This is a genomic window from Bradyrhizobium sp. CW1 (assembly GCF_023100665.1).
GTDB classification, from domain to species: Bacteria; Pseudomonadota; Alphaproteobacteria; order Rhizobiales; family Xanthobacteraceae; genus Bradyrhizobium; species Bradyrhizobium canariense_D.
This window is the reverse complement of record NZ_CP064684.1, coordinates 25,126-45,812: the sequence shown is the minus strand read 5'-3', so window position 1 is coordinate 45,812 and position 20,687 is coordinate 25,126. Positions and strand designations below refer to the sequence as shown.

Sequence of the window (20,687 nt, the reverse complement as noted above, 5' to 3'; positions counted from 1 at the left end):
TGTACTTGCATGGCGCGAAGGCCGGCGGCCGGCTTGCGCGCGCCCCCGCGCGTGCTACCACCGCCAGGCCAGAGAAACTGCCAAAGAAAACACTGTCGGGAATCGCGCATGACCACCGTTGATCCGAACCAGCGCATCGAACGCGCCGAGATCGAGGACACCAGCCTTCTTGCCTTCTATCGCGACATGAACGCGCCGGAGCGGCGGACGTTCTGGGCGTGCGCCGCAGGCTGGGCGCTCGACGGCATGGACTTCATGATCTATCCGCTGGTGATCGGCACCATCATCGCGCTGTGGAAGGTCGATGCGGGGTCGGCCGGGCTCGCCGGCACCGTGACGCTGCTGGCGTCCGCGATCGGCGGCTGGCTCGGCGGCTATCTCTCCGACCATATCGGCCGGGTCAGAACGCTCCAGATCACCATCATCTGGTTCTCGTTCTTCTCGCTGGTCTGCGCGGTCGTGCAGAATTTCGAACAGCTCCTGATCGCACGCGCGGTGCTGGGCCTCGGCTTCGGCGGGGAGTGGGCGGCGGGCGCCGTGCTGATGGGTGAAGCGATCCGGCCGCAATATCGCGGGCGTGCAGTCGGCTCGGTGCAGTCGGGCTGGGCCGTCGGCTGGGGCCTCGCGGTGCTGTCGCAGGCGATCCTGTTCTCGGCTTTGCCGGCGGAGACAGCGTGGCGCTGGATGTTCGTGATCGGCGCGTTGCCCGCGCTGCTGGTGTTCTACATCCGCCGCTCGGTGACCGAGCCGGAGATCGCGGCTGAGGCCCGCGCCAAGCAGGCCGCGAGCGGCAATCGCCCGGCGCTCTGGGAGATTTTCTCGGGCCCGATCCTGAAGACCACGATCCTGGCGTCGCTGATGGCCACGGGCTGCCAGGGCGGTTATTACGCCGTCACCTTCTGGGTGCCGCAGTTCTTGACCAAGGAGCGGCATCTGTCGATCGTCGGCTCGACCGGCTATCTCTCGACGCTGATCATCGGCTCCTTCATCGGCTATCTCACCGGCGCGTGGCTCGCCGACCGGATCGGACGGCGCAATCTCTTTCTGACCTTCTCGATCGGCGCGATAGCGGTTGTGCTGCTCTACACGCAGCTGCCGCTCACCAACGAGGTCCTGTGGGTGCTCGGCTTCCCGCTCGGCTTTTTCGCCTCGGGCTATTTCTCCGGCGTCGGCGCGTTCCTGACCGAGCTTTATCCAACGCGACTGCGCGGCTCGGGCCAGGGCTTTTGCTACAATTTCGGCCGCGGCATCGGCGCGCTGTTTCCGTTCCTGGTCGGAGCGCTATCGGCGACGACGTCGCTTGCGAATGCGATCGCCATCTTCGCGGTGGTGGCTTACGCGCTGTTCTTCATCGCCGCCTTCGCGCTCCCGGAGACGCGCGGGCGCGTGCTGCACGCGGACTGATGAAAGCTAACTATCGACCGACCTGATACGGCCCGCCCTTTTCGAGGGCGCGGCTGTACGCCGGCCGTGCATGAATGCGCTCCAGGAACGCCATCGCGTTGGGATGGCCGAGCTCCAGCCCGCCGCGCGCCTGGGCTGCCTCAAGCGGAAAGCTCATCTGAATGTCGGCGGCGGTGAACTCGTTGCCGGCGAACCACTCGCTCTTGCCGAGCTCGCCTTCCCAATAGTCCATGTGCTGCTTCAGCTGCGGATTGACCAGCGCAGTAAGCGCCTGGTTCGAGACCTTGCGCACCAGCGGGCGGAGCAACGCCGGCGCGCGCTTCGGCATCAGCGTGAACAGCAGCTTGAGCAGCAGCGGCTGCATCGCCGAGCCTTCCGCATAGTGCAGCCAGTAGGTGAAGCGCAGCCGCTCCGGCGTGTTCGGCGGCGGGACCAGCCGGCCGTTGCCATAGGTGGCGATGAGATATTCGATGATCGCGCCGGATTCGGCGATGGTGTTGCCGTTGTCCGTGATAACGGGCGACTTGCCGAGTGGATGGATGGCGCGGAGCTCCTTCGGCGCGCGCATGTCCGGCTGGCGCTGATAGCGCACGATCTCGTAAGGCACGCCCAACTCTTCGAGCAGCCACAGCACGCGCTGCGAGCGGGAATTGTTGAGGTGATGAACGGTCAGCATCGCGTGGTCCCCGGGGCTAGGCATGGTTCGATCGGCCGCGCGTTCGTGCCAGCCCGGGAACGCAATGTCGAGCCATCCGGTCGAGTATTTTAACCCGGGTATATTGACCTTAGCAATTTACCCGGGTATTAAAGCTGCCATCGCGACCAATATGGCAATGATTCCAATGCAGAAGACTTTCACCGCTTTCCAAGGGCATCGCCGTCTGGTCTCCGGGCCAGCAGGAGAGGTCGCGCTGGTCATCAAGAGGATGACGGAGCGGCCGGACGAGCCCATCATCATCTTCGAGGACGCCACGGGCAGATCGATCGACTTCGATCTGCGCGGCGGAGACCGGGAGGTGCTGGCGCGGCTGGCGAAGCTTGTGCCGCCCCCGGTTGAGGACACCGCATCGCCGAGCGAGCCGCGCGGTCGCGGCCGGCCGAAGCTCGGCGTGGTCGCGCGCGAGGTGACGCTGCTGCCGCGGCACTGGGAGTGGCTCAGCGCGCAAGCAGGCGGCGCCTCGGTCGCACTACGGAAACTTGTCGAAGAGGCGCGGCGTGCCAGCGGCGACAAGGACCGCGAGCGGCAGGCGCGCGATGCGGCCTATCACTTCATGTCGACCATGGCCGGCAATCTGCCGCAGTTCGAGGAAGCATCGCGCGCGCTGTTTGCGGATGATCGGCGGCGTTTCACCGGACTGATCGCAGATTGGCCCGCCGACATCCGCGACCACATTGTCAAGCTCGCCTACAGCGACCGCGCTTAGGTGCGCGCCTTCTCACAACCCCATCGACGGCCAGGCCACGCGCATTGCGCGTGGCGACGGTTTCGCAGGCCCTGAAAGGCCAATCCATGTCCGCAGCCAAGCCGCTCTGGAAAAGTTTTCTGCGCTTCCTCGCGCCGTTGATGCTGAGCAACGCGCTGCAATCACTGTTCGGCACCGTCAGCAACGTCTATCTCGGCCAGATGATCGGGATCGACGCGCTTGCATCGGTCTCGGTGTTCTTTCCGGTGATGTTCTTCCTTTTCGCCTTCGTCATGGGGCTGAGCACCGGCGCCACGGTGCTGATCGGCCAGGCCTATGGTGCGGGCGAGCAGGGCCGGATCAAGCTCATCGTCGGCACGACGCTCGCAATCGGCCTGCTGCTCTCGATTGCAATTGCACTGATCGGCGGCATCTTCAGCCGGCAATTGATGATGATGCTCGCAACGCCCGCAGACATTCTCGACCAGGCTAGCGCCTATGCCCGCATCATGCTGCTCACCATGCCGCTCGGCTTCGTCTTCCTGCTGATGACGGCGATGATCCGCGGCGTCGGTGACGCGCTGACGCCTTTGCTGGCGCTGGCCTTGTCGACCGCGATCGGCTTGATCCTGACGCCGATGCTGATCCGCGGGTCGTTCGGATTGCCGGCGGCCGGCATCACCAGCCCGGCCTGGGCGGCAGCGATCGCCAACGCGCTGACGCTGGTCGCGCTGGCGGCCTATCTGCTGCGGAGAAAACATGCCTTGGCACCGGACGCTGCACTGCTGCGCCATCTGCGGCTCAATCGTGTGGTGCTGGGACAGATCCTCGGCATTGGACTGCCGAGCGCGATCGGCATGGTGGTGATGGCGATCGCCGAGCTGGTGCTGCTCGGCCTCGTCAACGGCTTCGGCTCGAACGCCACCGCAGCCTATGGCGCGGTCAACCAGGTGATGGGCTACACGCAGTTCACGGCCATGTCGATTTCGATAGCAGTCTCCATCCTCGGCGCCCAAGCGGTCGGCCGCGGCGACAGAGCGGGGCTCGACGGCATCGTGCGCACCGGACTTGCGTTCAACATCGTCCTGACGGGCGGACTGGTGGCGCTGATCTATCTCGCGCCGCGCGCCGTGCTCGGCATCTTCATCACTGATGACACCGTGCTCGAGCTGGCGAAGAGCTTGCTCAACATCGCACTGTGGAGCTCGGTGCCGTTCGGCCTGGCGACGGTATTTTCCGGCGCGATGCGCGCTGCCGGCGTGGCACTGACGCCAATGCTGCTCGCGGTCTTCGCCATTATGGCGATCGAGCTGCCATCCGCAGTGATCCTGAGCCGCACGATTGGCCTTCAGGGTGTGTGGGCCGCCTATCCGATCGTGTTCTGCGCCATGTTCCTTTTGCAGATGGGCTATTACCTTCTGGTGTGGCGCAAGCGGACGATCCGGCGCCTGACCTGACCAAATCATCAAGAGATTATGACCGTCATTAAACGGTAGACCCGCGGCGCGCGCTGCGCCACAATGCGAAAAAAGCGACGTCAGGGAGCATGATTTTGACCCGCACAGCCCCGCAATTCCTGTTCGATTTCGGCAGTCCGAACGCCTATCTCAGCCATCTCGCGATCCCCGCCATCGAGCAGCGCATCGGCGTCAAATTCGAATATGTGCCGATCCTGCTCGGCGGCATCTTCAAATCGACCAACAACAAGTCCCCCGCCGAGACGCTTGCCGGCATCAAGAACAAGCGCGAATTCCACGCGGTCGAGACCGAGCGCTTCGTCAAGCGCTTCCAGGTGCAGCCCTATGTCATGAATCCGTTCTTCCCCGTCAACACGCTGAACCTGATGCGCGCAGCGATCGCGGCGCAGCTCGAGGGCGTGTTCGAAGCATATGTCGAAGCCGCCTTCCATCACATGTGGGGCGAGCCGAAGAAGATGGACGATCCGGAAATCGCCGCGAAGGCGCTGGCGTCCTCCGGCCTCGACGCGCAAAAGCTGTTCGCTCGCGCCGGGGAACCGGAGGTGAAGGGCAGACTGATCAAGAACACCGAGGAAGCTGTCGCGCGGGGCGCGTTCGGCTCGCCGACCTTCTTCGTCGGCAACGAGATGTTCTTCGGCAAGGAGCAGTTGCGCGAGGTCGAGGAGATGGTGTCGGGGAAGTGATTTTCTCGAAGCAGGGAAACCGAACAATGTCCTCGACGTCATCTTGGCGAAAGCCAGGACCCATAACCACCGGATCGCGTTTGGCGATAGGCGGGGGCTCCGACTTGTCCGACAAGAGGCAGTCGGGGTAATGGGTCCTGGCTTTCGCCAAGACGACGAAAAAGAACCAACAACAAGGACAATCCCATGCGTATCCTCGTGGTCGGCGCTGGCGCCATCGGCGGCTATTTTGGTGGCAGGCTGTTGCAGGCCGGCCGCGACGTCACCTTCCTGGTCCGGCCGCGGCGCGCCAGCGAGCTCGCGAGCGCCGGCCTCGTCATCAAAAGCCCGAACGGCGACGTGACCTTGAAAAATCCGCCGACCATTCAGGCCGACGCGCTCAAGGACAAGTTGGACGTCGTGCTGCTGAGCTGCAAGGCCTTCGACCTCGACGACGCCATCAAGTCGTTCGCGGCAGCAGTCGGGCCCAATACGGCGATCATCCCGATGCTCAACGGCATGAAGCATCTCGATATCCTCGACGACAAGTTCGGCAAGGAGCGCGTGCTCGGTGGCCTCTGCGCCATCGCCGCGACGCTCAACGAGAAGCGCGAGGTGGTGCAGCTCCAGCCGATGCAGTCGATCAATTACGGCGAGCGCGACGGCGAGCTGTCGGATCGCGTCAAGGCGATCGACGAGGCCTTCAAGAGCGGCATCGCTGGGGCCACCGCCAGCCAGAACATCATGCAAGACATGTGGGAAAAGTGGGTGTTCCTGTCCTCGCTGGCCGCGTCCACCAGCCTGATGCGCACCTCCGTCGGCAATATTCTCGCCGCTCCCGGCGGCAGGGATTTCCTGCTCGGCATGCTGGACGAGACCAGCGCGATCGCCACCGCGTCGGGCTACACGCCGGGCGGGCCGTTCTTCGAGCGCGTGAAGGGCAACCTCACCACCGAGGGTTCACCGATGACGGCCTCGATGTTCCGCGACGTCAAGGCGGGCCTGCCGGTCGAGGCCGATCACGTCATCGGCGACCTCATCGCTCGCGCCGATGCCGCCAAGGTGCCGGTGCCGAAGCTGCGCATCGCCTACACGCATTTGAAAGCGTATGAGAAGCAGCGGGTGGGGTAGCCGCAGCTTCCGCTATTTGAAATACGCGAGATAGTGCGAGACGGCGGTGATTTCCTCATCGCTCATGTGATAGGCGACATCGGCCATCGCAGCGCCACCGCCGCCGACGCGCTGGCTGCTCTTGTAGTCGTGCAGCGCCTTGACCAGGTATTCCTCGCGCTGGCCCGCCAGCCGCGCGACGGCCTTGGTGCCGGCAAAGCTATCCGTATGACATGAGGCGCAGCGGCGGCCGGCGGCAACTTGGGCGCCCTTTTTCGACAGGTCCGGATCCTTGTCCTCCGCCGCTGTGGGCGGCGTCAGCGCGGCGAAATAGGCGCCGAGATTGCGGACGTCCTCGTTGGTGATTTCCTCGGCGATGGGTTGCATCTGGTCGTTCTTGCGCGAGCCGGCGCGGAAAAACACGAGCTGCCATTGCAGAAATTGATCGGGCTGGCCCGCGAGCGAAGGAATGTTCTCGGTCTGCGAGATGCCGTTCTCGCCGTGACAGCCGGCGCAGACGGCGGCCTTCTCCTTGATCGCGGCATTGTCGGCGGCGCTCGTGGGGAGAGAACCGAGCGCGAGGAGCGCGACCGCGCTGATTGCGTGCGAGATGAACTGCCGGCGCATGATTGGAATTCCGATCTATCGAACGCGTCATTCCGGGGCGAAGAAGCGCGAGCTATGATGCGCAATGACGCATCTGAGAATTCGATAACCCGCGTTCGTGGCCAAGGGTTCCGGACTTGCGCGCAAGCGGTGCGCGATCGGAAACGACAGCGTGCGAAATTGAAATGAGAAAGGCTGCGGCGCCCTCTCGGCACCGCAGCCTCGCGTCGTCTTACGCTACTTCTTGCTGTAGCTGATGCGGTAGATCGCGCCGGCCCAGTCGTCGGCGACCAGGATCGAGCCGTCCTTGGCGAGAATGATGTCGTCGGGACGGCCGAGATAGCCTTGGTCGCCCTCGATCCAGCCGGAGGCGAACACCTCCTGCTTGGCGTTCTTGCCGTCGGGACCGACGATCACGCGCATGATGCGGCCGCCCTGGTACTTGTGACGATTCCAGGAGCCGTGCTCGGCGATCAAGATGTTGTTCTTGTACTCGGCCGGGAATTGGTCGCCGGTATAGAACTTCATGCCCAGCGGAGCGACGTGAGCGCCGAGGTTCAGCACGGGCGGCGTGAACTCGGAGCATTTGTGGCCCATCGCGAACTTGGTATCCGGCAGATCACCCTGGTGACAGTAGGGATAACCGAAGTGCTCGCCGATCTTGCTGATCATGTTCAGCTTGTCTGAGGGCAGATCGTCGCTGATCCAGTCGCGGGCATTCTCGGTGAACCAGAACTTGCCGGTGCGCGGATCGACGTCGCCCCCGACCGAGTTGCGAACGCCGAGCGCATAGATTTCCGCATTGCCGGTCTTGGGATCGACCCGGCGGATCTGCGACACGCTGGTCGGGGGAATGCCGATGTTGAAGGGCGGTCCGAACGGAATGTAGAACCAGCCTTCCTTGTCGACCGCGATGTATTTCCAGCCATGCGCGGCATAGGACGGCATGTCGTCATAGACGACCTTGCCCTCGCCGGGATTGTCGAGCTTGTTTTCGATGTCGTCGTAGCGGATCAGCTTGTCGACCGCGATGACGTAGAGGGCACCGTCCTTGACGGCCAGACCCGTGGGCATGTTCAGGCCCTTGAGGATCGTCTTGACCTCTTTCTTTCCGTTGTTGTCCTTAATCGCATAGACGTTGCCGAGGCCGAATGAGCCGACGAACAGCGTGCCCTTGTCACCCCAGGCCATCTGCCGCGCGGCCAGCACGCCGGAGGCGTAGACCTCCATCTTGAAGCCCGGCGGCAGCTTGACCTTCTTGACGATATTGGCGAGCTCGGCGTCGGACGCGCCGGTGGGCGGACCCGACGGCGGCGCCAGGCCCTTCTGCGCCTCGGTCTCGTCGCCGAGAAACCAGTCGTCCGGCGGATGGGTCCAGAACTCCTTGGTGCCGGATTCGTATTTCTTCAGCGGCTTGTTCTTGTCCTGCTGCTGCGCGTGACCGACGCTTGTCCCCGCGAGAAGGGCAACCGCTGCAAGCGCCAGGACGGATTGAAAGACGGATCGATGGAATTTCATCGCGTCACTCCCCTAAGGCAGCCATCAGGGCTGCACATTTATTTTAATTTGCTATCGAGAGGCGAAGTTCGGACTCTGTCGAGAGGACAGACGCAGAAGGTTAGCACATCTGCGAGCGGTGAGAAGCGCGCCGCGTGCGCTGCGATAGCGCTCAGTAAAAATTGAGACGGAAAGGCAATGATCGCGAATGCCGCGACGACAACGCTCTCGCTGCAGCGCAGAATCGAGATCATGCGCGGCTAATTTGCAGGCAGCAGGAGGTCTGGAACAAAAAAACGCGAAAACAACCCCATGCAAAGTAGAACGGCTCCGGCCATCTTGCTGCCGGTGACTCCGGGTAGACATCTGACGAATCGAGCGAATTAGCAAAGGTGGCGGCTACGGGGCGACGGGGTAAGGACCATCGTCGAAAATCGTCTCATGATAGCCTTTCGACCCGACATCGCGCGCCAGCGTGCTGCGAAAATCGCGGTCATCGCGAAGGCATTTCAGGACATGCGCAAAGTCGAATTCGGGCCGCCAGCCGAGTTCGTGCCGCGCGCGCTCGTTGACATAGACGCGGTCAATCGCGGGGAACAGCCGCCAGTCTCGCGCCGCATAGAGCTCCGCACAATCCGGACAGAGCTCGTGCACCACACCGGCCGCGTCGCGCGCCAGTGCGGCGAGATGGCGCTGCTCGAACGGGCTCGTGGCCGACAGGATGTAGCGGGCAAACCCGATGTCCGGCGCGCGCTCGGCGGCGAGCAGATGGGCGCTCACCGCGTCCGCGATATCCAGCCGGCGATAGAGCAGCTCGTTGGCCTGCGCATTCTCCGGCGCGTAAGCCGACCGCATCGCCGGATCGTCATCGTCTTCCAGGAAGAAGCGCGAGGTCCTCAAGACCACGACAGGCAGGCCGCGCTCGCGACAGAACAGCTCGCAGAGATTTTCGGCCATCAGCTTGGTCGTGCCGTAGATGTTCTTCGGAATCGGCGGCAGGTCCTCGGTGACCCACACCGCGGCTTGGCCCGCCTCGGGGCGAAGCTGCGAGCCAAACGCGCTGGTGGTACTGGTGAAGACAAAACTGCGCACGCCGGCGGCCACGGCCGCTTCAAGCAGGTTGAGCGTGCCGGTGACGTTGGTGTCGACAAAGTCTTGCTTGCTGTGGGTCGCCACATGCGGCTTGTGCAGGGTCGCGGTGTGGATCACCGCGGTGACGCCGTCCATCTGGGCCCGGACGAAGTCGGAATCGACGATCGAGCCCACGGCATCGGTGAAGGGCGATGGCTTCAGGTCGATCCCACGCACAGACGAATCGCGCCCGCGGAGCGTGCGGAGAAGACCCTCGCCGAGATGGCCCGCGCTGCCTGTGACCAGAATTGTCATTCGAGACCCAAACGGCCGCCAGAGGCGTGGAAAACCACGTGCCCATCCGGCTCACTGGATGCTTTGGGAGAAAATTGGAGCGGGCGAAGGGGCTCGAACCCTCGACCCCGACCTTGGCAAGGTCGTGCTCTACCACTGAGCTACACCCGCATCCTGTGTCGGTCGCATGACTGCGCCGGCAACGGCTGTCGTATGCCAAAAGCGGGAGGGGAATGCAACAGCTACCGGCGGCATAGATGCGCAATCGGAGGCCCGATATGGACCCGAACGCGGCCAAATGCCCCAAAAAAGGCTCCGGAACCGGCGAATCGGCCCACACGGATTGAAATTCGGCCGTCCCGGCCCAATTTAGGGCCAACAGCGAAGCATATGAATTGGCGACGTGCTAAAGACCCGCCAATTCCAGACATCAGACGAGGGGATCCCGTGACGATCATCGACCAGGGTAACGGAGCAGCGGGCCCGGCTGCCGCCGATCTGATCAAGGACACGACTACCCAGACCTTCGTGAAGGACGTCATCGAGGAATCGAAGCGCCAGCCGGTGCTGATCGACTTCTGGGCGGAGTGGTGTGGCCCCTGCAAGCAGCTCACGCCCTTGCTGGAAAAAGCGGTCAAGGCCGCCAAGGGCAAGGTCAAGCTGGTCAAGATGAACATCGACCAGCACCCGGCGATCCCGGGCCAGATGGGCATCCAGTCGATTCCGGCGGTGATCGCCTTCGTCAACGGCCAGCCGGCCGACGGCTTCATGGGTGCGGTCCCGGAGAGCCAGCTCAACGCCTTCATCGAGAAGCTGACCAAGGGCGTGACCGCGCCGGGTGAGCCGAATATCGCGGAGATCCTCCAGGAAGCCGAGGCCGTGCTCGCAGAGGGCGATGCCGCCGCGGCCGCCCAGATCTACGCGGAGGTGTTGCAGCTCGAATCGACCAACATTGCGGCCCTCGCCGGGCTCGCGAAATGCTACGCCGTCTCCGGCGCGATGGAGCAGGCCAAGCAGACGCTCGCCATGGTCCCGGAATCCAAGCGCAACGACCCGGCTGTGAAAGCCGTGCAGACCGCGATCGATCTGGCCGAGCAGGCGGAACAGCTCGGGCCCGTCGCCGAGCTGGAACAGAAAGTCGCCGCAAACCCGCTCGATCATCAGGCCCGATTCGACCTCGCGATCGCGCTCAACGCGCAAGGCAACCGGGCAGCGGCCACCGAGCAGCTGCTCGCGATCGTCAAGCGCGACCGCAAATGGAACGACGACGGCGCCCGCAAGCAGCTGGTACAGTTCTTCGAGGCCTGGGGCGGCACGGACGATGCAACCGTCGAGGGACGCAAGCGCTTGTCGATCATCCTGTTTTCCTGACGCGCGCTGGCAAGGCCAGGGGACCCGGCAGATGCCGATCAACATCGAATATCGCGGGCCGGCCGACCTTCCGGAGATCCTTCCGGTGTTTCCGCTGCCGGGCGCGCTGCTGCTGCCGCGCGGGCAGATGCCGCTCAACATCTTCGAGCCGCGCTACCTCGCGATGATCGACGATGCCTTTCGCGACGGCCATCGCTTGATCGGCATGATCCAGCCCGACATCGCGCATTCGCCCAAGAATTCCGACAAGCCGGCGCTGTTCCGTGTCGGCTGTGTCGGCCGCATCACCCAGCTCGCGGAATCCGGCGACGGCCGCTACATCCTCGAGCTCACCGGTGTCTCGCGCTTCAAGGTCGTCGAGGAGCTTGAGGTTCTCACCGCCTACCGGCAGTGCAAGGTGGATTTCTTTGCCTTCGTCGACGACTTCACGCCGCGCATGGGCGAGGAGGAGGTCGATCGCGAAGCACTGCTGACGGTGCTGGCGGACTTTCTGAAGGCCAACAACCTCAAGGTTGACTGGGAGGGCGTCGAGACCGCTCCCAACGAAGCACTCGTCAACGCGCTGGCGATGATGTCGCCCTATGGCGTGGCCGAGAAGCAGGCGATGCTGGAAGCGCCCGACCTGAAGACCCGCGCCGAAATTTTGATCGCGGTGACCGAGATGGACCTCGCGAAGAAGCGCACCAGCGGCGATCCGCCGCTGCAGTGAGGGTAGGAATGCTCATGCAGCGTGGTAGGCCGCTTCGGCACCTCGCCGCAGCATGCTGGTGATGCTGGATGCAGGCATCGGCCGGCTGAAATAGTAGCCTTGTGTTTCGACGCAGCCTTCCTCACGGAGGATGTCCAGCTGCTCTTTCGTTTCGACGCCTTCGGCGGTCGTTATCTTGCCGAGGCTGACAGCAAAACGAACCACTGCCCGCGCAAGATGGTGCGCCTCTGCGCTCGGGCTGGATAGTTCGCTGACGAAACTGCGGTCGATCTTGATTTTGTCGAACGGGAATCTCTGCAGAAAGCTCAGAGACGAATAGCCGGTGCCGAAATCGTCCAGGGCAACTCGCACGCCAAGCTCGCGCAATTGTCCGAGCACCGCGAAAGCAGCCTCGCTATCGTGCATGATCACCGTCTCGGTGACCTCGAGCTCGAGCCTGTGTGGCGCCACTCCCGAACTCGCCAGCGCGCCGACAATGACAGCAACGAGTTCCTTGCTCCTGAATTGAGCGGGAGATAGGTTGATAGCGATCCTGACATGCGCAGGCCAATTGGCGGCTTCCGCACAGGCGGTCCGCAAGACCCATTCTCCCAGCGGCACGATAAGGCCTGTCTCCTCCGCAAGCGGGATGAATTCGCTCGGCGTGACCAGTCCTCGCTGTGGGTGATGCCAGCGGAGCAGGGCCTCGAAGCCGCGGGTCTCGCCGGTAGCGGCGCTGACGAACGGCTGATAGTGGAGCTCGAACTGACGATCGGCAAGGGCATCCCGCATATCGTGCTCCAGGTTGCGTCGCGCGTGCATGAGCTCGTCGAGTTCCGGCTCGAAGAAGCGGTATGCGCCACGTCCGCCACTTTTGGCGGAGTAGAGGGCGAGATCCGCGCTCTTCATGATCACGTCGGAATCGCTGCCATCGCGCGGCGCGATGGCGATTCCGATGCTGGTGCCGACCGTGACCCGGTGATCGCCGAGATCGAAGGGCTCGCAAAGCGCCCTTCCGATGCTCTCGGCCAGGCCGGCAGCCTCCACGGCTGGATTGGTGACGTAATCGATCACTGCGAACTCGTCGCCGCCCAGTCGAGCGATCAACGCGGTTTCGGTGGTGCATTCGCGCAGGCGCGCGGCGACGGCGCGGAGCAGGGAATCCCCCGCCGGATGTCCAAGCGTGTCGTTGACTTCCTTGAAGCGGTCGAGGTCGAGCATGAGCACGGCCAAGTCGACGCCACCGTTGCGAGTAACTGCGATGGCATGCTCCATCCGCTCCCTGAGCAGCACGCGGTTGGGCAGATCGGTCAACGCGTCATGTTGCGCCATATGAGTGATTTTGGCCTCAGACCGGCGCTGCTCGGTCACATCGAGATGTGTGGCAACCCATCCGCCACCGGCCATTGGCTGCCGCGTCACGCAGATCAACCGACCGTCGGCAAACTCGTCGATCCTGCTTGAGACCGCATCGAACGGCAGCGCGGCCAGCTTCGAGATGAATTGCTCGGCAGCCCCCTCGCTGAGATCGCCCTTGAGGATTCCGTTCACGATGCGATGCCTGATGATGTCGGTGTGCGACGTCCCCGTCCGCAGCAGTTCCGGCGGCAGCCGATAGAGTCGGGCGTAGCGCTCGTTGCAGACGACAAGCCGCTTCTTGGCGTCAAACATGCAAAGGCCCTCAACCATGTGGTTGATCGCGGTGTCCAGCCTGAGCGTCTGATCCTGCAACTCTCTCTGCGAGCCTTCGAGCTGCTGCCGGGCGATCGAAAGCTGGCTGATGATCTCCTCGAATTTGCTGGTTCTACTTGCCAGGCGGCGGTCGGCGAGTACGCCGATCAGGCTCATCCCAAGTACAGATAGTGCCACGCCGGCGATGGCGAGAGCGAGGAAAGTCGGCGAAAGCGACAGACTGTCGGTTGAACGCGTCGGATCTGGAACGATCTGCACGGCACCCATCGCCGTGAAGTGATGCGAGACGATAGCAAGGGTCAGCAGGACTGCCGCCAACAGTGCGCCCCAGGAGTTCTTGTACCTGACTGCAACAACGAGGGCGGCACAGCCGAGGCACATGCCCAGAATGACCGAGGCAAACACCAGATCCAGCGACCAGGTGACGCGGCCCGGCACTTCAAGTGCCCACATTCCGAGATAGTGCATGCTGGCGATGCCGCCGCCAATGACGACACCGCCTGCCGCGGCGCGCCACCGGCCGGAATAGCCGGCCGCAATGCCGAAGCCGCCCGACGTCAACAGCATTGCCGTAGCAAGCGAAAGCGCCGTCAGTACGATGCCGTAACCGGTCGTAACGCCGGGTTCGTAGGCGAGCATCGCGACGAAATGCGTTGCCCAGATCCCATATCCGATGGCAGCGCCGGCAATCCCGATCCAGATCAACCGCGTTCTTGCGGGCGCCACGATCGCACGATGAAAGATACTGACCGCGACGCTACTCGCGAGCAAGCAGACCAGACCGGCGAGCAGGACAAGCCGCCAATCGTGCTCGACGGCAAGGCAAGCGAAAACCCGAAACATCCCAGCCGCTCCATCGTGGATATTGCCGATAGTGTCCGTGCTAATCCGCCTTCGCGTTAATTTTGTGCAACGCCTGATTGCATGCTTATTGGTTGCTTAACGTGGTCAGTGCAATTTGAAATCTGGCGGGCGCCCGCGCAGGACAATGCGCGCCACCGGTCGTAGAGCCAACCGAGAGCACTCTGGAACCGGCAGCGAGGCCTGGAGCGGAGGAAGGCGACACCAATTGGCGGGGGAGGAGACGCGCCGAACCGAAGCTTCGGTTCTGACACAATCAGAACCAATAGTGCTCTAGAGGTGATGACGGATGCGCTTACGTCCAGTGATCATCGCGCTGATCAGATTCTCGCGCTGAAGACGCCCCATCATCAGCACGCCCAAGACGTGCAGCACGATCAGGACGATGACCGCGTCGGATGAATAATGGTGAGTGTCCTCGACCCACCAGACACCGAAAAAGGTCACGGTCACCGACATCGCGCCCGTGATCGTCGAGACCGCCAGCGAGACCAGCAGCGCCACCAGCATCAACGTGCCGGCTGGATTGAGACCGATATAGCGGCCGGTGATGCCGCGGCGCAGATTCCAGAGATAACCCGGCGCGGCCCGAAGCCTGACGCCGACCATGCGAAAGCGCGAATAGCGGCTTCCCCAAAAACCCCAGACCAGACGGAACGCAAGAAGGCCGAGTACGGCATAACCGACGATGCGGTGAAGTCGGTCATAGACGGTCGGCGTGAACCACGCGGCCAGAACGCAAGCCGCGAGCGCCCAGTGCCAGAGCCGCAGCGGGAGGTCCCAGACCGCGACTGTCCGCGCGGCGGTTCGATCCGCGGGGGTCCGGTCGGACCCCCCGCGAGCGTGCGGCACCGTTTCTTCGATCAAGCGAGGACCACCCTCAGGCGTAGCATTGCGCAGACACTTCGCGCGGTCTACTTCGCAATCGTGTGCTTCAGGCTGAGATCTTCTGGGCTGTAGAACAGCTCGTAAAGCTTGCCTTCCTTGACGCCGTAGACCTCGTAGCACGAGCCTTCGATCTTGGAGCGCCGCACCTCGTAGCCGAGCGCCTTGGCCTTGGCTTCGGCGTCGCTCGCCGGCTTCCACGACGCCTTGTCGAGCTTGGTGCAGTCCTTGAAACCATCGGCCAAGGCTGCCGATCCCATGCCAATCCCGATCGTCAATGCAACGGCAACAACACGAATAACCTTCACGAACGTCTCCTCTTCTGTCGTGGGCGCTGCGCCGGCAGGCGAAGCGGGACCGAAGGAAGCAAAGCACATGATGAAGTCAATGCGGTTCGCGGCCAGTTCGCTTTAGAGTTATTCTAACGATCCGAAAAAGTTCAGCGCTCTCCGTATGCAGCGCGCATTTGAGACGACACTGCGGCCTTACGTCTCACGGTTTGACAGCAGGCTGATCCCGACGCGCAAGCTCAGTAGCCAGCAACCGCCATGACGACGACGGCGGTGAGCGCCATCCATCCAAAATGCCGGCCGCTTGTGGCCCATGCGTTGGCGAGAGCGGAGAAGCCGAACACACCGGCCATGGTGACGACGATCCAGTGACGCGCTGGCTCCGATTGCATCCAGGGCGCCGCGATCAGGAGCACACCGCCGCCGATCCAGGCGACGGTCGAGGCCTGCCAGACCAGGCGGATCAGGGTGCGGAGCCGCTCCGGCTCGATGCGGGCGCGGGCAAAGACCTTGGTCTCGCCGAGAATGCCATGAATGAGGGCCACGGCAATGGTCAAGACCCCGGCGCACTGGAGCAAGAGATCACGCATCGTCAAAGCTCCCTGCAAATATGGTCCATACAGTTATGTATGGTGGGATAGGCGCTGGCCTGCCGGCTGTCAATACACTAGTGTATGTTTGCATCCGGAACCCGACATGGCCGAACAGCTGACCGCCGACGACTGGATCAAACAGGGACTGAAGGCGCTCGCGCGAGACGGCTTCACCGCGCTGAAGGCCGATCCGCTGGCAAAAGCCATGGGGGTCTCGCGCGGCAGCTTCTATTGGCATTTCGCCGATCTCGGCGCATTCCATGCTGCTCTCTTGAAGCGCTGGCGCGAGATCGCGGCCGAGCAGATCATCGCCGATGTCGAGGCGGACAGCGACGAGCCGCTGAAAGCGCTGCTGCGCAGGACTTTTGGCGCGCGGCTCGACCTCGAGCGCGCGGTGCGGAACTGGGCGGCCTTCGATGCGGCGGCACAAACGGCGGTGCGTGCCATCGACCGGCGCAGGCTCGACTATATCGAGGAGCTGCTGAGGAAGCGCGGGTTCGAGGCGGCGACAGCGCGAGCCCGCGCGCAAATCCTGTACTGGACGTTTCTCGGCTTCGCCCTGTCGGGCCCGCCAGCGCCGGCCGCGCGGCTTGAGGGCCTGCTCGACGAGATTCTGCGGATGGTTGCCGCTTGAGGCGACGCGATGGGCTGCTACGATTTTTTATGCTAGAGGCAACCGACCGTCGGAGACCCCCATGAACGCGCCCACCGAACGCCCCGAAGCCAGCGTCGATCCCAAATTGCTGGAGATTCTGGTCTGCCCGCTGACCAAGGGTCCGCTGGAGTTCGATGCTGCAAAGCAGGAGCTGATTTCGCGCAGCGCCAAGCTCGCCTATCCGATCCGCGATGGCATCCCGATCATGCTGCCGGAAGAGGCCCGCAAGATCGATTGAGGGACTTGTGGCCCGATGAGAGACTTGTAGCCCGGATGGAGCGCAGCGAAATCCGGGGTTCCTCGTATGACGCAGCGGCCCCGGAATACGCTGCGCTCCATCCGGGCTACCGAAAATCCTACAGCGCCTCGCCCTTCAACAGCCGCGGTATCTCACCGGTCAAACCCGCGGCTTGGCGGATAAAAAGATTCTTCAGCGGCGGGGCGCGATCGACGAGGCCGAGGCCGATGTCGCGGACGGTGCGCAGCAAGGTGGACTGGTTGGAGAACAGGAAGTTCAGCGAGTTGGTGGCAACGCCCATGGCCATGGTGTCGAAGCGGCGCCAGCGCTGATAACGTTCGAGCACGTCGACGCCGCCGATATCCATGCCGAGCCGCGCGGCATCGACCACGACCTCGGCCAGCGCGGCGACGTCCTTCAGCCCCATGTTGAGACCCTGGCCCGCGATTGGGTGGATGACGTGGGCGGAATCGCCGACCAGCGCGAGGCGCTGGGCAATGAAGGAGCGTGCGACGAAATAGGACAGCGGAAACGCGCGCGGCTTGTCGAGCGCCTTCACCTCGCCGAGATGCAGGCCGAAGCGCTGCTCGAGCTCGCCGTGAAATTCCCCATCGCTCAACGCAACGATACGCGCGGCTTCGCTGCGGCGCTCGGTCCATACCAGCGAGGAGCGCTTGCCCGAAAGCGGCAGGATAGCAAACGGACCCGCCGGCAGAAAATGCTCTTCGGCGCGGCCTTCGTGATCGCGCTCATGGCCGACAGTGACGACGATGCCGGATTGATCATATTCCCAGCCGTGGGTGGCGATGCCGGCGCGCTCGCGCAGTTTCGACTTCGCACCGTCGGCCGCAACCAGGAGGCTCGCTGCAATCACGCTGCCATCACCGAGCGTCACGTCGATACCTTCGGCCCGCGCGTCGTAAGACGACACTGTGGTCGCGCGGAGATCGATGCCCTCGGCCTCGGCGCGCACCACCAGCGCATCAATGAGGCGGCGGTTCTCGACCATATGCGCGAAGGGCTCACCCGGCGCGACGTCGCCGGCAAAGTTGAGGAACGCCGGACGGGTGGCGTCTTCCAGCTTGGAATCGGTGACAATCATGTCGAGGATCGGCTGCGCCTCGCCCCTGACGTCGTCCCAGGCGCCGATCGCCTCGAACAGGCGGCGGCAGGCGGCCACGATCGCGGTCGCGCGCGGGTCCCGGCTCGGACGTGTGGAGAGCGCGGGGTCGGCGACGATGACGGGGATCTCGGGGCCGAGCCCCTGGCGCAGCGCCAGGGCCAGCGCCAGGCCCGCAAACGCGCCGCCACCGATGACAATGCTACCCTGTACCGACATACCCAATTCCCGGCTAAATCCTGGCCTTGCTAGCAGACTTGAGGTGGGCGAAACAGTGCGGTGAAACAAGGGCGGATAGCCCCCATTGTGTCGATCCGGAGCAGCGAACCCCGGGGCGGCAAGGCGAAAGCTGAAATCCATGTCCAAGAGCCTGATCGACCTCATCTCGATCCTCGACCTCGAACAACTCGAGGTGAATCTGTTCCGCGGCAACAGTCCGAAGACCAGCTGGCAGCGGGTGTTCGGCGGCCAGGTGATCGGACAGGCGATGGTTGCAGCGTGCCGCACCGTCGAGGGCAGGCTGCCGCATTCGCTGCATTGCTATTTCATCCTGCCGGGCGATCCGCAGATCCCGATCATCTATCAGGTCGAGCGCCTGCGCGACGGCAAGAGCTACTCGACGCGACGCGTCACCGCGATCCAGCATGGCAACGCGATCTTCTCGATCATGGTGTCGTTCCACGCGGAGGAAGAGAGCGCGTTCGATCATCAGGACAAGATGCCCGACGTGCCGCCGCCGGAAAAGCTGACGGCGGAGGAAGTCGCGAAGCAGCCGATGTTCAAGGAGATGCCGGAGTTCATCCGCCGCTATTATGAATCCGACCGTCCGATCGAGCTGCGCCCGGTCGAGCTCGGCCGTTATTTCGGTGAGAGGATCGAGGACGGCCGCATCCATGTCTGGATCAAGACCGCGGCAACGCTGCCGGACGATCCGGCGCTGCACATGTGCGCGCTGGCCTATGCGTCGGACTTCTCGCTGCTCGATGCGATTATGGCGCGCTACGGCCGCACCCTGTTCGACAAGCGCATGATGCCCGCGAGCCTCGACCACGCGATGTGGTTTCACCGCCCGTTCCGCGCCGACGAATGGCTGCTCTACGCACAGGATTCGCCGAGCGCGCGAAGCGGCCGCGGCTTGACCCGCGGCTCGATCTTCAAGCCTGACGGCACGCTGGTGGCCTCCGTCGCGCAGGAAGGCTCGGTGCGCGAACGGAGAGCCTAAGAGGCACAAGCACGATCGATCGCGCTTGTGCCTTTCGAGGTCAGGCCCGGAGCGATCCCCGCGGAGCCAGAACCGTCTCCGACGCGAACCAGTTCATGATCCAGCGATAGACCCACGGGATCGGGATGATGAAGCCGCACAGGAATGCGGCCACGATGCCCCGCCAGAGAATCCCGAGACCGCTGCCGTTGAACACGATCTCGCGCCGCGTGCCTTCGATGCTGCGGCAGAACCAGCGCATCTGAGCCGCGGCGACCCAGGCCCAGCCGATGATGGTGATGATGGAAATCGCGAACAGCAGGCTCCAGCCGACATAGGCCCAAACCGTGCCGGTGAAGCTCAGGCCGAGCGGCTGCCCATTGGAGGCGAGATTCGCGACCATCCATTTGATCAGGAGCCAGTACAGAACGAGCTGGGCGATGAACAGCAAATTGCTCAGCAAGGGAACGCCGATGTAGCCGATCACGACCGCCAGAACGATGAAGCCGAAATACCAGGGCACCAGCGCCATCGCATTGCCGGTGAAGCTGAGATTGGGCCGCCCGGGGACCTTCACGCAGGACACGATCCATTTCGTGTACCAGACGAACACCCACGGCACCGGGATGATGAAGCACATGCCGATCAGCATCACGATGCTGCGCCAGGTGAACTCGAGGATGCCGAAATCGACCGCCAGCGATCCTCCGGCGCCACCGCCGCCGTAGCCCCCGGAGCCCATCATCGGCGGGCCGCCAGCCGGCATCATCGGGGGCGCACCGCCCCCGCCGATCAGGCCGGGGATTTCGGCCGCCTTCTGCCAGCCGGCCATGCCGTCCGACCACACCAGCGTATCCGGACGCACGACTCCCTGGGCGACGAGGTCACGGAATTGCCCTTCCGGATAGGGCCCCTGCTGCTTGCCCTCGGATGCGTAGAACCAACTCGCCATGAAGCGTCCCCCTCGAACATAGTTTTGTACCGGCCGCGACGCTTGGGTTCATCGCATCCATGCCAAAAACGCATTGTGGAGGATGAACGGCTGCCCTGTACAGAGGCGGCCGTTCACATGGCCCAACGATTTTCCGCTTCAATCTGCAAGTTTTTTATGCCATTTGCCCGGAAAGATGCCAGATTGACGCTGCGCCGGGGACATACGGCGCGGCGCATCCCGGGGAATAGGCCTGACCATGAAACTCGTCGTCGCGATCATCAAACCCTTCAAGCTCGATGAGGTCCGTCAGGCCCTGACGGCGATCGGCGTCCACGGCATGACCGTGACCGAAGTGAAGGGCTATGGCCGCCAAAAGGGCCACACCGAGATCTATCGCGGCGCCGAATATGTCGTGAATTTCCTGCCGAAGCTGCGGATCGAGATCGCGGTTGCCTCCGATATCGCCGAGAAGGCCGTCGCGGTCATCACCGCGACCGCGCGCACCGGCCAGATCGGCGACGGCAAGATCTTCGTCACGCCGATCGATCACGCGACCCGCATTCGCACCGGCGAGACCGACAGCGACGCGCTCTAGATTTTTGCTTTGACGCGTTTTCTTTTCGCGAACCGGTAA

Annotated in this window: 21 protein-coding genes and 1 tRNA gene; 11 read left to right on the top strand and 11 right to left on the bottom strand. The window is 63.4% G+C overall.

Annotation, left to right across the window (positions count from 1 at the left end):
• Nucleotides 1-108: 108 nt before the first annotated feature.
• Entirely contained in the window at nucleotides 109-1,404 is a 1,296-nt protein-coding gene (locus tag IVB54_RS00225) for an MFS transporter (RefSeq protein ID WP_018459685.1), read from the top strand.
• A gap of 10 nt (nucleotides 1,405-1,414) precedes the next feature.
• Here IVB54_RS00225 and IVB54_RS00220 read toward each other — a convergent pair whose 3' ends face one another.
• Complete coding sequence (locus IVB54_RS00220; protein WP_018459684.1) at nucleotides 1,415-2,080, bottom strand: glutathione S-transferase; 666 nt, start codon at nucleotides 2,078-2,080, stop codon at nucleotides 1,415-1,417.
• Nucleotides 2,081-2,231: 151 nt separating this feature from the next.
• Between IVB54_RS00220 and IVB54_RS00215 the strand changes: the two genes are divergently transcribed.
• From IVB54_RS00215 to panE, 4 genes are all read left to right on the top strand, one after another.
• A complete protein-coding gene (locus IVB54_RS00215) occupies nucleotides 2,232-2,828 on the top strand; it encodes a DUF2239 family protein (protein WP_018459683.1) in 597 nt (198 codons plus the stop codon).
• Between the two features lie 86 nt (nucleotides 2,829-2,914).
• Nucleotides 2,915-4,264 carry an MATE family efflux transporter gene (locus IVB54_RS00210; RefSeq protein WP_026233859.1) on the top strand — a complete coding sequence of 450 codons (1,350 nt, stop codon included), beginning with the start codon at nucleotides 2,915-2,917 and terminating at the stop codon, nucleotides 4,262-4,264.
• 89 nt (nucleotides 4,265-4,353) lie between these two features.
• Nucleotides 4,354-4,968 (top strand): 2-hydroxychromene-2-carboxylate isomerase, encoded by a 615-nt coding sequence (locus IVB54_RS00205; RefSeq protein ID WP_018459681.1) that lies wholly within the window; start codon nucleotides 4,354-4,356, stop codon nucleotides 4,966-4,968.
• A 186-nt stretch (nucleotides 4,969-5,154) separates the two neighbouring features.
• A complete protein-coding gene (panE, locus tag IVB54_RS00200; protein WP_247777020.1) occupies nucleotides 5,155-6,078 on the top strand; it encodes a 2-dehydropantoate 2-reductase in 924 nt (307 codons plus the stop codon).
• A 12-nt stretch (nucleotides 6,079-6,090) separates the two neighbouring features.
• Here panE and IVB54_RS00195 read toward each other — a convergent pair whose 3' ends face one another.
• The 4 genes from IVB54_RS00195 to IVB54_RS00180 form a co-directional block, all read right to left on the bottom strand.
• The gene (locus IVB54_RS00195) at nucleotides 6,091-6,684 is read right to left on the bottom strand and encodes a c-type cytochrome (RefSeq protein WP_018459679.1); all 594 of its coding nucleotides are present in this window, start codon (nucleotides 6,682-6,684) and stop codon (nucleotides 6,091-6,093) included.
• 216 nt (nucleotides 6,685-6,900) lie between these two features.
• On the bottom strand, nucleotides 6,901-8,181 hold the full coding sequence (locus IVB54_RS00190) for a PQQ-dependent sugar dehydrogenase (protein WP_085349220.1): 1,281 nt from the start codon (nucleotides 8,179-8,181) through the stop codon (nucleotides 6,901-6,903).
• Nucleotides 8,182-8,559: 378 nt separating this feature from the next.
• Nucleotides 8,560-9,546, bottom strand: a complete 987-nt coding sequence (locus IVB54_RS00185) for an NAD(P)-dependent oxidoreductase (protein WP_018459677.1) — start codon at nucleotides 9,544-9,546, stop codon at nucleotides 8,560-8,562.
• Nucleotides 9,547-9,621: 75 nt separating this feature from the next.
• A tRNA-Gly gene (locus IVB54_RS00180) sits at nucleotides 9,622-9,696 on the bottom strand.
• 276 nt (nucleotides 9,697-9,972) lie between these two features.
• Here IVB54_RS00180 and trxA point away from each other — a divergent pair.
• Together trxA and IVB54_RS00170 are read left to right on the top strand one after the other, a co-directional pair.
• A complete protein-coding gene (gene trxA / locus IVB54_RS00175; RefSeq protein ID WP_007598659.1) occupies nucleotides 9,973-10,896 on the top strand; it encodes a thioredoxin in 924 nt (307 codons plus the stop codon).
• A 31-nt stretch (nucleotides 10,897-10,927) separates the two neighbouring features.
• Nucleotides 10,928-11,605 (top strand): LON peptidase substrate-binding domain-containing protein, encoded by a 678-nt coding sequence (locus IVB54_RS00170; RefSeq protein ID WP_018459676.1) that lies wholly within the window; start codon nucleotides 10,928-10,930, stop codon nucleotides 11,603-11,605.
• A 12-nt stretch (nucleotides 11,606-11,617) separates the two neighbouring features.
• Here IVB54_RS00170 and IVB54_RS00165 read toward each other — a convergent pair whose 3' ends face one another.
• From IVB54_RS00165 to IVB54_RS00150, 4 genes are all read right to left on the bottom strand, one after another.
• Nucleotides 11,618-14,119 carry an EAL domain-containing protein gene (locus IVB54_RS00165; protein WP_018459675.1) on the bottom strand — a complete coding sequence of 834 codons (2,502 nt, stop codon included), beginning with the start codon at nucleotides 14,117-14,119 and terminating at the stop codon, nucleotides 11,618-11,620.
• 291 nt (nucleotides 14,120-14,410) lie between these two features.
• Nucleotides 14,411-15,004: a cytochrome b/b6 domain-containing protein gene (locus IVB54_RS00160; RefSeq protein ID WP_018459674.1), complete on the bottom strand. Its 594-nt coding sequence runs from the start codon at nucleotides 15,002-15,004 to the stop codon at nucleotides 14,411-14,413.
• Between the two features lie 47 nt (nucleotides 15,005-15,051).
• Nucleotides 15,052-15,330 carry a PepSY domain-containing protein gene (locus IVB54_RS00155; protein WP_007598654.1) on the bottom strand — a complete coding sequence of 93 codons (279 nt, stop codon included), beginning with the start codon at nucleotides 15,328-15,330 and terminating at the stop codon, nucleotides 15,052-15,054.
• A gap of 221 nt (nucleotides 15,331-15,551) precedes the next feature.
• Entirely contained in the window at nucleotides 15,552-15,902 is a 351-nt protein-coding gene (locus IVB54_RS00150; protein WP_018459672.1) for a hypothetical protein, read from the bottom strand.
• Nucleotides 15,903-16,008: 106 nt separating this feature from the next.
• Here IVB54_RS00150 and IVB54_RS00145 point away from each other — a divergent pair, with 106 nt between their 5' ends.
• Both IVB54_RS00145 and IVB54_RS00140 read left to right on the top strand, forming a co-directional pair.
• Nucleotides 16,009-16,539 carry a TetR/AcrR family transcriptional regulator gene (locus IVB54_RS00145; RefSeq protein ID WP_018459671.1) on the top strand — a complete coding sequence of 177 codons (531 nt, stop codon included), beginning with the start codon at nucleotides 16,009-16,011 and terminating at the stop codon, nucleotides 16,537-16,539.
• Nucleotides 16,540-16,600: 61 nt separating this feature from the next.
• Entirely contained in the window at nucleotides 16,601-16,798 is a 198-nt protein-coding gene (locus tag IVB54_RS00140) for a Trm112 family protein (protein WP_018459670.1), read from the top strand.
• Nucleotides 16,799-16,916: 118 nt separating this feature from the next.
• Here IVB54_RS00140 and IVB54_RS00135 read toward each other — a convergent pair whose 3' ends face one another.
• The gene (locus IVB54_RS00135; RefSeq protein ID WP_018459669.1) at nucleotides 16,917-18,137 is read right to left on the bottom strand and encodes a ubiquinone biosynthesis hydroxylase; all 1,221 of its coding nucleotides are present in this window, start codon (nucleotides 18,135-18,137) and stop codon (nucleotides 16,917-16,919) included.
• 139 nt (nucleotides 18,138-18,276) lie between these two features.
• Between IVB54_RS00135 and tesB the strand changes: the two genes are divergently transcribed.
• Nucleotides 18,277-19,140, top strand: coding sequence for an acyl-CoA thioesterase II (tesB, locus tag IVB54_RS00130; RefSeq protein WP_018459668.1), 864 nt, complete (start codon nucleotides 18,277-18,279; stop codon nucleotides 19,138-19,140).
• A gap of 40 nt (nucleotides 19,141-19,180) precedes the next feature.
• Here tesB and IVB54_RS00125 read toward each other — a convergent pair whose 3' ends face one another.
• A complete protein-coding gene (locus IVB54_RS00125; RefSeq protein WP_018459667.1) occupies nucleotides 19,181-20,071 on the bottom strand; it encodes a DUF4339 domain-containing protein in 891 nt (296 codons plus the stop codon).
• A gap of 238 nt (nucleotides 20,072-20,309) precedes the next feature.
• Between IVB54_RS00125 and IVB54_RS00120 the strand changes: the two genes are divergently transcribed.
• Entirely contained in the window at nucleotides 20,310-20,648 is a 339-nt protein-coding gene (locus IVB54_RS00120) for a P-II family nitrogen regulator (RefSeq protein ID WP_007598647.1), read from the top strand.
• Nucleotides 20,649-20,687: the final 39 nt, after the last annotated feature.